Raw genomic sequence first — 15132 nt, 5'->3', positions numbered from 1 at the left:
GCGGTCCTACTGGGTGGTGAAGGGGTTGCGGCCCGCGCGCACGTGGGCGATCAGCTCGGCCGCGTGGGCGTGGACGGCCTGGTGCAGCCCGTGGCCGAAGCTGATCCTGGCCACCCCGGCCGCGGCCAGCTCGGCCTGCGACGGGGAGTCCTTGCGGAACAACACGTTGACCGGCGCGTCGATGGCCGCGACCAGCTCCGCCGGGTTCGGGGCGAGGATCGGGTAGATGCAGTCCGCGCCCGCCTCCAGGTACCGCCTGGCCCTGGCCACGGTCTCCGCGAGCGTCCCCCGGCGGCCCGCGTACGTGTCCACGCGCGCGTTGACGACCAGCTCGGACCCGGCGGCGGCGCGTACGCCGGCCAGGAAGGCGGCCTGCTCGTCGACGTCGATCAGCTCGCCGGTGCGCGGGTCGGAGTCCTCGAGGTTGCAGCCGACCGCGCCGGCCTCCAGCAGCCGCTCCACCAGCTCGGCCGGTCTGAGGCCGTAGCCGCGCTCCATGTCCGCGGTCACCGGCACGTCGACGGCCCGCGCGATCCTGGCCACCGCCGCCAGCATCTCGGCCGCGGGCGTGGCCTCGCCGTCGGCGTACCCGAGCACCGGCGCCACGGCCGCGCTCCCCGTGGCCACCACGGGGAACCCGGCCTCCTGGACGGCCCGCGCCGAGGCGGCGTCCCAGGCGTTGGGCAGGATCAGCGGATCACCGGGCACATGCAGCTCCCGCAGGCCGGCGGCCTTCTTACTCGTCATGCTCAGGAACCTACGGGCGCCGCCTGGCACGGCTGTAGGTCCATTGGGCCGTCAAACCGGCAGACCACTCGGGGCTAGCAGCCGCTCTCGGCGCACTGGCCGGAAAGCTCACCGGCGGGACCGTCTGCGGGGTTGTCCGCCGGAGGCGCGGTGCCGGGCTTGGGAGTAGTGGGTTTGCCGGAGTCCGGCCGATCCGTGGCCGGCTTGCCGGGGTTGGGCTTGGCCGGCGTCTGCGGACCGGGGTCCCGGGGTCCCGGTTCCTGCGCGTCGCCCTCGGGGACCGGGTCCTGAACGGCGTCCTGGGGAGGGTTCTCCTCGGCCGAGCCGTCCTGAGGGGCCTCTTCGGTGACGTCGCCGACCGTGGCGTCCTCTTCGTCGGCGAGCCGGGGGTCGGACTTCTGCGGCTCGGGCTGCTGGCCGGTCTGCGCACCTCCGGCCGGGCGCTCGCCACGATCGGCCAGAAAGAACCCCGCACCGCCCGCCACGAGCGCGGCCACCAGGGCCGACGCGGCGATGACGGCGGTCTTGTTCCACTTCCTGGTACGGCGGGCGGCCCTGGGCTCATCGCCCGGCCCGGTCAGGATCTCGGGCTTGTCCGGCTCGGTGGGGTGATGCATGGGGGAACAGCTCCCTGCGGTCGTATCGGGAAAGCTCGCCGGCTTCCGCGGGTGATGGACCACACTAGCCGCAGCAGTGGAATGCTCGCGCAACAATCACAAAGGAATCACGACTTGTCCCCCTTTGGAGATGTTCGCCCAGGTCGGTGGGGTGGGCTGGCGCCGGTGATCTCCTCCGTGACGGTGCTGGTGGTCGCCGGACTCGGCATTCTCCTGGCATTTCCCGCGCCCGATCCACCCTCGGAAAGATCGGCGAGGTCAGCCGGGTCAGCGCATCGGGTAACGCCGCTTTCCTCTCCCGCGAGCAGTGGCCCCGGCACCTGGATCCAATGGGTCCCGGCACCCGGAACCTCTCCCGGCGCCGGCCTCCCGCTCCCCTCCGCCACCCCGGGCATCCCGGCCCCCGGCCTCCCGGCACCCGAACCGGAGGCGGCAACGCCGGGCGGGACGCCGCGTGCCCGGGATGACGGTGCCGCGCCGAGCAGCTCCGCTGTGCAGCGGAGCGCCCCGGCGCAGGCGCCGTCACCCGTCGGGAGGGCCGAGCCCGCCCCGCAGGCGCCTCCTGTCGAGCCGAAGCCCGGGCACAACCCGTGCGCCACGTTCCCCGACTTCCGCCGGGACTACTGCGAACGCCTGCTCAACCGGCCGGGGTGACCGCGGCCGCCGGTCGAGCGGGCGCTGTGACGGCGGGGACCCCGTCCGGCTGCCGGCCATCGAACCGACCCGCCCGCCCACGGCGGCGGGCGGTGGGGGCGGCGGCTTCGCCGTAAAGCAGGAAAATTCGCCGTAAAGCAGGAAAAGCGGTAAGCAGCAGGAACGGTCAGTGAGACGCGCAGGCAGGAACGGTCAGTGAGACGCGCAGGCAGGGGCGGGCGGGAGCGGCGCGGGACGGCCGATCGACGGCATGCCCAGCGAGACGCCCTTGCTCGGCGGCGCCGACGTGCGCGCCTCCCACGCGTCGCCCGCCCGCGTGCGGCGCAGCGAGACCAGCGCCCCGTCGGCGACGAGGTGGTGCGGGGCCGCGTAGGTGATCTCGGTGGTGACCATGTCGCCCGGGCGTGGCACCTCGCCGTCGCCCACCGCGAAGTGCACCAGCCGGTTGTCGGCCGCGCGTCCGCTCAGCCGCAGCGTGGCCGCGTCCTTGCGCCCCTCGCCCTCGGCGACCAGCACCTCCAGCGTGCGCCCGACCTGCTTCTTGTTCTCCGCCCAGGAGATCTCCTCCTGCAGCGCCACGAGCCGTTCGTAGCGCTCCTGCACGACCTCCTTGGGCACCTGGCCGGGCATGGTGGCCGCGGGGGTGCCCGGCCGGATGGAGTACTGGAAGGTGAAGGCGTTGGCGAAGCGCGAGGCGCGCACCACGTCCAGCGTGGCCTGGAAGTCCTCCTCGGTCTCCCCCGGGAAGCCGACGATGATGTCCGTGGAGATCGCCGCGTCCGGCATGGCGGCGCGCACCCGCTCGATGATGCCCAGGTAGCGCTCGGCCCGGTAGGAGCGGCGCATCGCCTTCAGCACGCGGTCGGAGCCCGACTGCAGGGGCATGTGGAGCTGGTGCATGACGTTCGGCGTCTCGGCCATGGCGGCGATCACGTCGTCGGTGAAGGCGGCCGGGTGCGGCGAGGTGAAGCGGACCCGCTCCAGTCCCTCGACGTCGCCGCAGGCGCGCAGCAGCTTGCCGAAGGCCAGCCGGTCACCGAACTCCACCCCGTAGGTGTTGACGTTCTGGCCCAGCAGGGTGACCTCCAGCACGCCCTGGCCGACCAGCGTCTGGACCTCGGCCAGGACGTCGCCCGGGCGGCGGTCCTTCTCCTTGCCGCGCAGCGAGGGGACGATGCAGAAGGTGCAGGTGTTGTTGCAGCCGACCGAGATGGCCACCCACGCCGCGTAGGCCGACTCGCGCTTGGTCGGCAGCGTCGAGGGGAAGACCTCCAGCGATTCCTTGAGTTCGACCTGCGCCTCTCCGGCGACTCGCGCGCGCTCCAGCAACACCGGCAGTGACCCGATGTTGTGGGTGCCGAAAACGACGTCCACCCACGGCGCCTTGCGGACGATCTCGCCCTGGTCCTTTTGCGCCAAGCAGCCGCCGACCGCGATTTGCATGCGCGGATTCTTGACCTTGGCCGGGCGAAGGTGGCCAAGGTTGCCGTAAAGGCGGTTGTCGGCGTTTTCCCTGACGGCGCAGGTATTGAAGACGACCACGTCGGCGGACTCGCCCTCGGCCGCCGCCACGTAGCCGGCGTCCTCGAGCAGGCCCGACAGCCGCTCGGAGTCGTGCACGTTCATCTGGCACCCGTATGTGCGCACTTCGTAGGTGCGGGCGCCCTCCTGGGTAACAGTCATCGCACGTTCAAGGGTAGTCGTTGCGCGACTTGAGCCGTCCCCTTCACTGGCTAAAACTCCTGCTTGGTGGCGTGATGTGATCGGATCGGTACCGCCCGGTTAGTGACCAGCGTCCTTACGCCCTCTAGGTTGCATGCATGACGGAGAACGGGCACGCGTCTCCACTAGTACAAATGGAGAACGTCAACAAGCACTTCGGGGCGCTGCACGTCCTGAGGGACATCAACCTGACCGTCTCCCGAGGCGAGGTTCTGGTCGTGATCGGCCCTTCGGGCGGGGGCAAGTCCACGCTCTGCCGTACCATCAACCGGCTCGAGACCATCGACGGCGGGAAGATCATTTTCGATGGTCAGGTGCTTCCGGACGAGGGCAAGGCGCTGGCCAAGCTCCGCTCCGAGGTCGGGATGGTGTTCCAGTCGTTCAACCTGTTCGCCCACAAGACGATTCGCGAGAACGTCACCCTGGGCCCCCTCAAGGTGCGCGGGACGGCGAAGGAGCAGGCGGACAAGCGGGCCATGGAGCTGCTGGACCGGGTGGGCATCGCCACGCAGGCGGACAAGTACCCCGCGCAGCTCTCCGGCGGCCAGCAGCAGCGTGTCGCGATCGCCAGAGCGCTCGCGATGGATCCGAAGATGATCCTGTTCGACGAGCCCACCTCTGCCCTGGACCCGGAGATGGTCCAGGAGGTGCTCGACGTCATGATCGGGCTCGCGCGCGACGGCATGACCATGATGGTGGTCACGCACGAGATGGGGTTCGCGCGCAGGGCGGCCAACCGGGTGGTGTTCATGGCCGACGGCCAGGTCGTCGAGGAGAACACCCCTGACGAGTTCTTCACCAACGCCCAGACCGACCGGGCGCGGGACTTCCTGTCGAAGATCCTCACGCACTGAAGATTGAGGTAGAGACACATGTACAAGCGTCGAATCGGCGCCGGGGGCGCCGTGGCCGCCCTGGCGCTCGGCATCGCGGCCTGTGGTGGCGGCGGTGGTGGCAGCTACTCCACCGTCGTCGACAAGGTGACCGGTGCCAACGCGATCGTCGTCGGCACCAAGTGGGACCAGCCGAGCCTCGGCCTGAAGACCGGCGCCGACCCCGTCGGCTACGACGTCGACATGGCCAAGGCCATCGTCAAGGAGCTGGCGGGCGGCAAGGACGTCAAGATCACCTGGAAGGAGGCGCCTTCCAAGAACCGTGAGGCGCTGCTCCAGAACGGCACCGTCGACATCATCTTCGCCACGTACTCCATCACCGAGGAGCGCAAGGGCAAGGTGACCTTCGGCGGGCCGTACATCGTGGCCCACCAGGACACCATGGTCCGCGCCGACGACACGGCCCTGGCCAAGGCGACCGACCTGAAGGACAAGCGCATCTGCCAGGCGGCCGGCTCGAACTCCTACAAGCGCATCACCGACCCGCCGCCGGACGGCAAGCTGGGCCTGCCGGCCAAGCTGGTCGGCGCGAGCAACTACTCCGAGTGCGTGCAGAAGCTCAGCGGCTCCAACCTCGACGCCGTCACCACCGACGACCTGATCCTGGCGGGCTTCGCCAAGCAGGCCGGCGGCAACTTCAAGATCCTCGGTGACCCGTTCACCGACGAGAAGTACGGCATCGGCCTGAAGAAGGGCGACACCAAGACGTGTGAGGCGGTCAACAAGGCCGTCGCCGCGCTCTACCAGAAGGGCGAGGCCCAGAAGATCTGGACCACCTGGTTCGGCGACGCCAAGGGCCTGACGGCGCCCACCGCCGCGCCCCCCGTCGAGGGTTGCGCGTAAGAACACGCCCACGCCGCGGCGGCCGGGGAAACCGGCCGCCGCTGCTCTATGCGGTGGAGCACCATGGACGAACTCATTGAATATGGCCCCCAGCTCTTCCAGGGCTTCCTGGTCAACCTGCAGCTGTCGGCGATCTGCACGGTCCTGGCCCTGATCCTGGGCACGATCCTCGTGGCGATGCGGGTCTCCCCGATCCCGGTCCTGCGCGGCGCGGGCACGGTGATCGTCAACGTCGTCAGGAACACGCCCCTCACCCTGCTGCTGGCCTTCAGCGCCCTGGGTCTCAGCGACACGCTCGGGCTGATCTTCTCGCAGGAGCCGTACGACAACGCCTTCTGGCTGGTCGTCATGGCGATGTCGATCTACGCCTCGACGTTCGTCTGCGAGGCGCTGCGCGCGGGCATCAACACCGTGCCCATGGGCCAGGCCGAGGCGGCGCGGGCGGTCGGGCTGACCTTCATGCAGACGCTGCGGCTGATCATCCTGCCGCAGGCGTTCCGCGCGGTCATCGCCCCGCTGGGCAGCGTCATCATCGCGCTGATCAAGAACACCACGGTCGCGCAGGCGGGCGGCCTCCTGGCCGACTCGGCCTTCGAGATGTATGAGATCTTCGACACCACCGGCGTGTCGATTCCGATGTTCATCGGGATCATCATCGCCTTCATGGCGGTCACGCTGCCGATCGGCTGGTTCGCCGGCTGGCTGTCCAGGAGATTGGCGGTGGCCCGATGAGCAACCAGGCCACGGTCCTGTACGACGCGCCGGGCCCCCGGGCGCGGCTGCGCAACAACCTGTACACGCTGATCACGGTCGTCGCCCTGCTGGGGGCCGGCGCGTTCGTCGTCTACAAGCTGAACGAGAAGAACCAGTTCTCCAGCGACATCTGGTCGCCGTTCTTCACGTGGACGACGTGGAGCGAATACCTCATCCCCGGCGTCCTGGGCACGCTGACCGCGGCGGCGCTCGCCTCGGCCATGGCCCTGGTCTTCGGCGCGGTCTTCGGCCTGGCCAGGCTCTCCGACCACAAGTGGATCAGGTATCCGGCCGGCTGGATCGTGGAGGTCTTCCGCGCCATCCCGCTGCTGCTGCTGATCTTCTTCATCTGGTTCCTGGCACCCGAGCTCTTCGGCGGCGGCGACTACGGCCTGCTGGCCGTGGTGATCGGTCTAACGCTGTACAACGGCTCGGTGCTGGCCGAGGTCGTGCGCGCCGGCGTGCTGGCCGTGCCCAAGGGGCAGGCGGAGGCGGCCTACGCCATCGGCCTGCGCAAGAGCGGCGTGATGCGCCTGATCCTGCTGCCGCAGGCGCTGACCGCGATGATGCCCGCGGTCGTCAGCCAGCTCGTCGTCCTGCTCAAGGACACCGCGCTGGGCTACATCATCACCTATGTCGATCTGCTCAACATGGGCTTCAAGATCCTGCCCTCGGTGCACTTCGGCACGAAGCTGGTCGCGGCCATCTTCATCGGCGTCTTCTACATCGGGCTCAACATGCTGCTCAGCTGGTTCGCCAACTGGCTGGAGAAGCGCAGCCGGCGCAGCCGCAAGACCGCGGCCAAGCCGGTCTCCCTGGCCGAGGAGATGGGCTGAGCCGTCCGTCGTGAGGGGTGGTTACGCGAGACCACCCCTCACGTGCGGCCGTTTTCCGGCAGGATGCGGCTATGCCGTGGCCATCCCCCATCACCACCACCGACGTCGCGCGCGCGGGTCTGCGGCTGGGCTGGCCCAGCGCCCAGTCCGGCCAGGTGTGGTGGACCGAGGACCGCCCCGACGAGGGCGGCCGCACGACGATCATGCACAGGGCCGCCGACGGCACCCGCCGCGAGCTGCTGCCCGCCCCGTGGAACGCGCGCACCCGCGTCCACGAGTACGGCGGGCGTCCCTACGCCGTCACCCCCGACGCGAAGATCGTCTTCACCCATCACGCCGACCAGCGCATCTACCTCCTCGACGGCGCCGGCCCACGGCCGCTCACCCCCGCCGACGACGCCCGCTACGCCGACATGCTCGTCCGCGACGACCAGATCTGGTGCGTGCGCGAACGCCACAGCGGCGACGGCAAGGTCGTGCGTGACATCGTCTCCGTCCCCTTAAGCGGTGGCGCCCCGGTCGAATGGGTCACCGGCTCCGACTTCTTCGCCTCCCCCGCCCTCTCCCCCGACGGCCGCCACCTCGCCTACATCTGCTGGAACCATCCGCGCATGCCCTGGAACGGCACCGAGCTGCGCGTGCTCCGCCTCGAGGACCGCGTCTCCTGGACGGTCAAGGGCAGCCAGTCGGAATCCGTCCTCGCCCCGCAGTGGAAGGACGACCAGCACCTCTACCTGGTCTCCGACTGGTCCGGCTGGTGGAACCTGTACCAGATCAGCATGTACGGCACCTCCTCACAGGCGTTGTTCCCCGCCGAGGAGGAGTTCGCCTGGCCGCTGTGGATGCTGGGCGGCCGGCCGTACCTGGTCCTCGGCGACGGGCGGCTGGCCGTCGTGCACGGCCGCGGCAACCTGCGCCTGGCCGTGCTCGACCCCGGCAGCGGCGAGCTCGCCGATCTCGACGTCCCCTACGACGGCTGGGAGCCCAAGCTCGCCGCCGACGGCCCTTCTCTGGTCGGCCTCGGGTACGGCGGCGCCGTCCCGCGCTCGGTGGTCCGGGTCGACACCGTCACCGGCCGGGTGGAGGCGCTGCGCCGCGGCATCGACGAACTGCCGGACGTCGCGTACCTGCCCACGCCGCGAGCCGTGGAGTTCCAGGGCCGGTTCGGGCGGCACGTGCACGCCTTCCTGTACCCGGCGGCCAACCCCGCGGTCCGGCACGAGGGGGCGACGCCGTACGTGGTGTTCGTGCACGGCGGCCCCACCGGCCACGCGCAGTCGGAGCTCGACCTCGAGAAGGCGTTCTTCACCTCGCGCGGCATCGGCGTGCTCGACGTCAACTACGGCGGCTCCAGCGCGTACGGCCGCGCCTACCGCGACCGGCTGAAGGGCCAGTGGGGCATCGTCGACGTCGAGGACACCGTGGCCGCCGCCGAATGGCTGGCCGCCGAGGGCCTGGCCGACCCCGCCCGGATCGCGGTACGCGGCGGCAGCGCGGGCGGCTGGACGGTCATGGCGGCCTGCTGCCGCTCCGACGTGTTCGCCGGCGGCGTCTCCTACTACGGCGTCAGCGCGCTGGCCCCGCTCATCGAGCACACCCACGACTTCGAATCACGCTACATGGACTGGCTCGTCGGCTCGGACGAGTCCGTCTATCCCACGCGTGAGCCCCTCGCCTTGGTGGGCGGGGTGTCGTGCCCGATGCTGCTGCTGCAGGGGCTCGAGGATCCGATCGTGCCGCCGGAGCAGTCGAGCGCGTTCGCCGACGCGTTGTCGGAGCGTGGCGTCCCGTGCACGTATCTGGCGTTCGAGGGCGAATCCCATGGCTTCCGGCGGGCCGAGACGCGCACCGCCGCCCTGGCCGCCGAGCTCGCCTTCTACCAGCAGATCTTCGCCTAGCCACCCCGGATCGTGCGCGGCGGGCGTCCTCCGACGCGCCGGATCACGTCGGTGACACGGTAGAGCGGGTGGTCGCCGGAGCCGATGAAGCGGAAGATCGCCCACAGGTGACTGAGGTGCTCGACCGCGTACGGGTCCCGGTAGCGCTCGTGGGCCCGTTCCTCCCACACGTCCGGGGCCACGTCCACGTACTCCTTGCCCAGCGCCGCGGCCGCCTCCCCGATCGTCGCCATCTGCCCCGTGAGCGGGACCACCGCCTCGACCGGGCCCTCCTCGTCCAGGAGCCCGGCCGCCACCCGCGCCACGTCCTCGGCGGCGATGAGCGGGATCCGGGTCTCCGGCGGTCCCAGCGGGAGGGCGAGCTCGCGCTCGTCCGCGGCCACCCGGAGGTTCTCGAAGAAGACCGCCGCCCGCAGGTGCACCGCGCCGACTCCGGCCCAGTCGAAGACCTGCTCCGACAGCCAGTGGCGGCGCATGCGCGGCGTGCCTGCCACCGGGGAGGCGTCCAGCTGCGACACCTCCACCACGCGGGCCACGCCCGCCTCCTTCGCCGCCGCCGCGAACGCCGCCGTCGCCTCCAGAAGGCCCGCGGTGACCGGGTAGGTGAAGTACGCCCGCGTGATGCCGGCCAGGGCCGGCCGTACCTGGGTGATCTCGCGCAGGTCGCCGGTCACGACCTCGGCGCCCAGCTTCGTGAGCTCCTGCGCGCGGTGGTCGTCGGCGCGGACGAAGGCCCGCACCCGGTGTCCGCGCTCCAGCAGCAGTTCGGTGACCAGCCTGCCGGTGGCCCCCTGGGCGCCGCCCGCGGCGCCGGTTACCAGGATCATCGTCGAGTCCTTCGTCTCAGGAGGTGGGGAGGGTGAGGGTGAACAGGCCGAGGCGCTCCAGGTCACGCAGGAACGGCTCGGCCGCGAACGCCTCGGCCGGGCCGTACACGCCCGGGCCGGGGCCGCCGCCGCCGGCTTCGGCATCCACGAGCCGGACCGCGGCCTCCACCGAGGCCAGCGCGCTCTCCCGCCACAGGTCGTGCCCGGCGGCCTGCCCGGCGCGGTTGCCGTCGGCGGTGACCACCTGGACCGCCACGGTGAACCTCGACCCGGCGCGGGTGGCGGCGTCGACGTGTTCGCTGGTGAACGCGCGCTCGTCGGTGAACGTGTCCGCGGTGAGCTGCGCCTCCACCCGCCCGGCCCGGACATGCCGGGGGATGGTCACCACGTCGGAGGACGGAATGGGCGCGATCATCGTGCGCGGCCCCAGCGGCGGCGGAAACGGGTAGACGGCGTTGCGCGGCTCGAGGTCCCCGACGTGGAAGGCGCCGCCGGTGTAGGTGATGCGCCGGGTGTCGGCGAACAGCAGCTCGGCGGTGCTCTTGGCACCGGCGGTCAGCATCCAGTCGCTGACCGCGTAGGCCACGGTCACCCGCTCGATGCCGCTCATGCCCGCGGCCACGGCGCCCGCGAGCAGGTCGCCGAGCCCGCCGTAGAAGCTCATCGCGGTGACCATGGTGATGCCCGCCGCCCGGGCACGCGGTCCCATCTCGTCGAACATCCAGGCGGTGTGATGCTGCTCCAGCGCATGATCGACGTAGTGGCACCCGCCGTCGGCGGCGGCCCGCGCGACCTGCCGTCCGGTGTGCGTGAACGGCCCGGCACAGTGCACCAGCACGCCCGCCTCACCGGCCAGTTCCCGCAGCCCCCGCTCGTCGTCGAGGGCGACCTGCCGCACCTGCGCGCCACCGAGTTCATCGGCCAGCGCCTTCAACTTTCCTCCATCGCGACCGGCCAGGACGACCTCCCGGCCGCGCGCCGCGAGCTCCCGGGCAACCAGCCGCCCGGTGTGCCCGCTTGCCCCATAAATGGCGATGTTCGTACGAGGGGACACGGCCCACCTCCATGTTTCATACTGTCGGTATGTAACTGTGGTTCGAAGTTACGTACCGCGAGTATGTAAGTCAATGGGGAGCACGAGAATGACGCCGCGCCGCACACAGGCGGAGCGCTCGGACACGACCACGTCGCAGCTGATCGGCGCGGCGCGGACACTGTTCGGCGCGTACGGCTACGCCGCCACGTCCATCGACGCCGTCGCCGCCACCGCCGGCGTCACCAAAGGCGCCGCCTACCACCACTTCGACGGGAAACCCGGGCTGTTCCGCGCCGCGTTCACCCGCGAGCAGGAGGAGATCGCCGGCCGCCTCGAACAGGTCGCCGCCACCACCCCCGACCCCTGGGCCGCGCTGCGCCTCGGCTGCCGTACCTTCCTGGAGCGCTGCCTGGATCCCGGATTCCGGCGGATCGTGCTGCTGGACGCACCCTCGGTCCTGGGGTGGGCGGAGGTCAGGGAGATCCAGTACGCCCACACGCTCCGCGTCCTCCTCACCGGCCTCCGGGCGGCCATCGGGGTTCCGGAGGAGGATGAGCCGGGAGTGGATGCGACGGCGATCCGGGCCCAGCTGATGTTCGGGGCCCTGTGCGAGGCGGGCATGCTCCTGGCCCGGTCCCCGGATCCGGCCGCCGCCCTGCCGGCCCTGGCCATGGAGGCCGAGCGGCTGCTCACCGCGTTCCGGACCGGGTAGCCCTTTGGTTCCGGTTCCCGCGGCGGCGGCTCCGCCGTACAGGGGAGTGAGGTTCTAGCGGGCGAACTCCGTGGCGCGGGATTCGCGGACGACGGTGATGCGGATCTGGCCCGGGTAGGTGAGCTCCTCCTCGACCTGCTTGGCCACGTCGCGGGCGATCACCTGGGCCTGGATGTCGTCGATGGCGTCCGGCTTCACCATGACGCGGATCTCGCGGCCGGCCTGCATGGCGAAGACCTTGTCCACGCCGTCGTACGACTGGGCGATCTCCTCCAGGCGCTCCAGCCGCTTGACGTACGCCTCCAGGGATTCGCGGCGGGCGCCGGGGCGGCTGCCGGAGATGGCGTCGGCAGCCTGCGTGAGCACGGCCTCGACCGTGCGGACCTCGACCTCGTTGTGGTGGGCCTCGATGGCGTGGACCACGTCCTCGGACTCGCCGTAGCGGCGGGCGATCTCCGCGCCGATCAGCGCGTGGGAGCCCTCCACCTCGTGGGTCAGCGCCTTGCCGATGTCGTGGAGCAGGGCGCAGCGCTTCATCAGCGTCTGGTCCATCTTCAGCTCGGCCGCCATGATGCCCGCGATGTGGGCGGATTCGATCAGGTGCTTGAGCACGTTCTGCCCGTAGGAGGTGCGGTAGCGGAGCTGCCCGAGGAGCAGGGTCAGCTCGGGGTGCATGTCGGTGATGCCCAGCTCGACCAGGGCGTCCTCGCCGGCCCGGGCACACAGGTCCGCCACCTCCTGGCGGCTACGGTCGTGGGCCTCCTCGATGCGCTGGGGATGGATGCGGCCGTCCAGGACGAGTTTCTCCAGCGTCAGCCTCGCCGTCTCCCTGCGCACGGGGTCAAAACACGACAGGAGCACCGCCTCCGGGGTGTCGTCGATGATGAGGTTCACACCCGTCGTCGACTCGAACGCCCGGATGTTGCGGCCCTCGCGCCCGATGATGCGGCCCTTCATCTCATCGCCCGGCAGATGCAGCACACTGACGACCGACTCCGCCGTCTGCTCGGCCGCCACCCGCTGCACGGCCAGCGTCACGATCTTGGTAGCCCGCTTCTCGCCCTCCTTGCGGGCATCACCCTCGATCTCCCGGATGATCAGCGCCGCCTCGCGCTTGGCCTGGTTCTCGATCTCCTTGACCAGCTCCGCCTTGGCCTGATCCGCCGTCAGACCGGACACCCGCTCCAGGATGGCCCGCCGCTCGTCCTCGACCTGCAGCAGCTCCTCCCGGCGACCGGCCAGCTCCGTCTCGGTCTCGGCCAGCTTCCTGTCGCGTTCGCTCTGGCGGCGCGCCTCCTCGTCCAGCCGCTGCTCCCGCTCGGCCAGCCTGCCCTCCCGGCGTTCGAGATCGGCGCGGAGCTCCTTCACCTCGGACTTGAGGACGCGGCTCTGCTCCTCGACCTCCTGCCGCAGCTGCGCCGCACCCGCCGCCGCATGCTCAGATCTGCGCAGAATCTCCTGGGCGTCGGCCTCGGCCTTGTGCCGGATCGCCTCCGCATTCTGCCGGATCTCGCCCGCCTCCTGCCGCGCCTGCTCCAGCTCACCGTGCACGGCGGCCAACTGCTCGGGGGACGGCTTCGCCGTACGCGCGACCTGACCCGACGTGCGCCGCAGGACGATCACCAATGTGGCGATGGTCACGAACACCAAGAGGAGCACGGCCACCAACAGCACCACAACCAGCGGCTCCATGTGCTCCCCGCCCTCCTCGCGTCACAAGATTTCCAAACGCGGCCTGAAAAACGGGAGGGGTCACGTGCGCTGCACGGATAGAGCGATCGGCGTAGGTACCGATATCACGCCAAGACCGACCGGGCGTCGGCTCACCCAGCCGACACCTCGCCTGTCTCGGTCACACGAGCTCGTTCGTACGTCGTTCACCGGTATGGCAATCCGCGCTGCGCGGAGTAACTCCTCACTGCCGTCGAGGTTATGCGTCGAACAAGTCACGAGCAAGCATGGGTTTGCTCACGGTCAGGCGTCGCGTAGCAACTCCTACCCCAGGTCAAGGGCAATTTGCCCCCTCGTGGCGGAGCGTGCCGGGCGGTGCCGGATCGGGCGCGTTCTACCGAGATTTCTACCGCCAAAGAGTCCCTAAGGTGCACATACCGGACACGCGACAGCGTGCAATGAGGGGCTGGCAATGGCATACGTGAAGACCAACCGTGGCAAGCGAGGCACTGACCGTTACACCGGAATGTACCGCGAGCCTAAGGGCGAGTGGGTCACAGAAGTGGTCGAGCGAGGCAACGGGACCACCGAGAAGATCAAAAGACTGGTCCACCGGTACAAGAGCGCCGGCACCTTCGACTCCTACGACCGAGCACTGGAGGTCGCCAGGCAGATGGAGGAGGCCGCGGACTCGCTCATGGGCACCGATCCCAAGTTCCGGGCCACGGTGACGCTGGAAGAGTTCATTCCGATCTTCCTTGAGCAGCACCGAGTGACTCCGAACACCAAGCTCCAGTACCGGGCGGTGCTGTTCCGGCACGTGGTTCCGCTGATCGGGGACTTCCGGGTGGCGGAACTGCGGCGCGAGAACATCCGAAGGCTCCTTCTGAAGCTGGAGGAGGACGGCGCTCCGGCTTCCTCGATGAAGGTGGTGCGTTCCGCGCTGTCGGCGTTGATGAAGATGGCCCGGAACGACGGCTACCGGGACGACAATCCGGTGGAAGGTCAGGTGACACCCTCCTTCCAGCGAGCTCCGCAGCACGCCTGGGACATGGCGATGTTCAACGCCTTCCTGCCGCACCTTCCCAACCGCCCGGCCAAGACCTACGCGATGACCCAGGCGTCTGTGGGGGCCAGGTTCGGCGAGATGGCCGCGCTGCGAGTGTCCGATGTCAACTTCGTGCGGGCGCGGCTCGCGATCAACAAGCGGGTGGTGAAGCTCTCCCGGCTGCTGCCGGAGTACCCCTATCGCCTGATCGAGATGCCCGGGACCAAGACCGGCAAGGACCGTGAGGTCGACCTGGGCAACGAGATCCTGCGGGTGCTGCGCTCCTACATCGATGACTACGGCCTGTCGGGCGACGATCTTCTGTTCCCGGCCTACCTGGTGACCCCGAAGGACGAGAGCCCTCGTCCAACCGTTGAGGAGTTGACGGCGGCCTGTGAGGCGCTGGGCCCCATCGTGTCGCCCAAGACGGGGCGGCTCTTTGAGCACGGCCACTACAACAACTACTACACCGGCAGGTGCAAGGGGCCGTGGTGCACGGCCTCGGCCAACGAGTACTCCCGCAAGCAGCGGCGCAGGCGCAACGGAATGCCCGAGGAGGACTCAGAACAGCCGCAGAGGGCCGAATCGCCGTACCTGGACCCCGATGGGTGGGGGAAGATCTTTGAGGCCGCAGCGGTCGCTGGGGGGCTTGCGCCGATTCCGATGAAGAACCTGCGCCACACGCACGCCATCGCCTTGCTGGACGCAGGGGTCAGCGGTATCTACATCGCCAAGCGCCTGGGGCACACGCGCGAGGTACTGATGGAGCACTACATCGTCGAGCGGCCGGGGGTCCACTTCATCAACCCGGACGTGCTCGACAGCATCGGCATCGAGTTCGACTTCGCCAGCTAGACGCGAAGGAGCCCGCGGCC

General features: G+C 69.9%; 14 protein-coding genes. 8 read left to right on the top strand and 6 right to left on the bottom strand.

Features of this window, described 5'->3' with window-relative positions:
* Nucleotides 1–6: 6 nt before the first annotated feature.
* Together FVE25_RS16910 and FVE25_RS16905 are read right to left on the bottom strand one after the other, a co-directional pair.
* Complete coding sequence (locus FVE25_RS16910; protein WP_157247914.1) at nucleotides 7–747, bottom strand: isocitrate lyase/PEP mutase family protein; 741 nt, start codon at nucleotides 745–747, stop codon at nucleotides 7–9.
* Between the two features lie 74 nt (nucleotides 748–821).
* Nucleotides 822–1364, bottom strand: coding sequence for a hypothetical protein (locus tag FVE25_RS16905; protein ID WP_157247913.1), 543 nt, complete (start codon nucleotides 1362–1364; stop codon nucleotides 822–824).
* A 492-nt stretch (nucleotides 1365–1856) separates the two neighbouring features.
* On the opposite strand from FVE25_RS16905, the gene FVE25_RS16900 reads away from it, so the two are divergent.
* The gene (locus FVE25_RS16900) at nucleotides 1857–2018 is read left to right on the top strand and encodes a hypothetical protein (RefSeq protein ID WP_157247912.1); all 162 of its coding nucleotides are present in this window, start codon (nucleotides 1857–1859) and stop codon (nucleotides 2016–2018) included.
* A 192-nt stretch (nucleotides 2019–2210) separates the two neighbouring features.
* Here FVE25_RS16900 and miaB read toward each other — a convergent pair whose 3' ends face one another.
* Nucleotides 2211–3701 carry a tRNA (N6-isopentenyl adenosine(37)-C2)-methylthiotransferase MiaB gene (gene miaB, locus FVE25_RS16895; RefSeq protein WP_157247911.1) on the bottom strand — a complete coding sequence of 497 codons (1491 nt, stop codon included), beginning with the start codon at nucleotides 3699–3701 and terminating at the stop codon, nucleotides 2211–2213.
* Nucleotides 3702–3874: 173 nt separating this feature from the next.
* On the opposite strand from miaB, the gene FVE25_RS16890 reads away from it, so the two are divergent.
* The 5 genes from FVE25_RS16890 (at nucleotide 3875) to FVE25_RS16870 (ending at nucleotide 8963) form a co-directional block, all read left to right on the top strand.
* Nucleotides 3875–4594 carry an amino acid ABC transporter ATP-binding protein gene (locus FVE25_RS16890; RefSeq protein ID WP_397081721.1) on the top strand — a complete coding sequence of 240 codons (720 nt, stop codon included), beginning with the start codon at nucleotides 3875–3877 and terminating at the stop codon, nucleotides 4592–4594.
* A gap of 18 nt (nucleotides 4595–4612) precedes the next feature.
* The gene (locus FVE25_RS16885; protein WP_157247909.1) at nucleotides 4613–5476 is read left to right on the top strand and encodes a glutamate ABC transporter substrate-binding protein; all 864 of its coding nucleotides are present in this window, start codon (nucleotides 4613–4615) and stop codon (nucleotides 5474–5476) included.
* Nucleotides 5477–5539: 63 nt separating this feature from the next.
* Nucleotides 5540–6208: an amino acid ABC transporter permease gene (locus FVE25_RS16880; RefSeq protein WP_157247908.1), complete on the top strand. Its 669-nt coding sequence runs from the start codon at nucleotides 5540–5542 to the stop codon at nucleotides 6206–6208.
* Entirely contained in the window at nucleotides 6205–7065 is an 861-nt protein-coding gene (locus FVE25_RS16875; RefSeq protein WP_157247907.1) for an amino acid ABC transporter permease, read from the top strand. Before FVE25_RS16880 ends, FVE25_RS16875 begins: the two co-directional genes overlap by 4 nt.
* 71 nt (nucleotides 7066–7136) lie before the next feature.
* Entirely contained in the window at nucleotides 7137–8963 is a 1827-nt protein-coding gene (locus FVE25_RS16870) for a S9 family peptidase (RefSeq protein WP_157247906.1), read from the top strand.
* Here the strand turns inward: FVE25_RS16870 and FVE25_RS16865 are convergent.
* Nucleotides 8960–9790 carry an NAD(P)H-binding protein gene (locus FVE25_RS16865; protein ID WP_157247905.1) on the bottom strand — a complete coding sequence of 277 codons (831 nt, stop codon included), beginning with the start codon at nucleotides 9788–9790 and terminating at the stop codon, nucleotides 8960–8962. The genes FVE25_RS16870 and FVE25_RS16865 overlap by 4 nt on opposite strands.
* 16 nt (nucleotides 9791–9806) lie before the next feature.
* Nucleotides 9807–10844 carry a saccharopine dehydrogenase NADP-binding domain-containing protein gene (locus tag FVE25_RS16860; protein ID WP_219825525.1) on the bottom strand — a complete coding sequence of 346 codons (1038 nt, stop codon included), beginning with the start codon at nucleotides 10842–10844 and terminating at the stop codon, nucleotides 9807–9809.
* An 88-nt stretch (nucleotides 10845–10932) separates the two neighbouring features.
* On the opposite strand from FVE25_RS16860, the gene FVE25_RS16855 reads away from it, so the two are divergent.
* Complete coding sequence (locus tag FVE25_RS16855; RefSeq protein WP_157247904.1) at nucleotides 10933–11538, top strand: TetR/AcrR family transcriptional regulator; 606 nt, start codon at nucleotides 10933–10935, stop codon at nucleotides 11536–11538.
* A 54-nt stretch (nucleotides 11539–11592) separates the two neighbouring features.
* Here the strand turns inward: FVE25_RS16855 and rny are convergent, their stop codons facing one another.
* Complete coding sequence (rny, locus tag FVE25_RS16850; protein ID WP_157247903.1) at nucleotides 11593–13230, bottom strand: ribonuclease Y; 1638 nt, start codon at nucleotides 13228–13230, stop codon at nucleotides 11593–11595.
* A 652-nt stretch (nucleotides 13231–13882) separates the two neighbouring features.
* Between rny and FVE25_RS16845 the strand changes: the two genes are divergently transcribed.
* A complete protein-coding gene (locus FVE25_RS16845) occupies nucleotides 13883–15112 on the top strand; it encodes a tyrosine-type recombinase/integrase (protein WP_181019617.1) in 1230 nt (409 codons plus the stop codon).
* Nucleotides 15113–15132 lie beyond the last annotated feature (20 nt).

It is taken from the genome of Nonomuraea typhae, assembly GCF_009760925.1.
Taxonomy (GTDB): Bacteria; Actinomycetota; Actinomycetes; order Streptosporangiales; family Streptosporangiaceae; genus Nonomuraea; species Nonomuraea typhae.
Note: the sequence above shows the minus strand (reverse complement) of the source record. Positions and strands in the feature narration are given on the sequence as shown.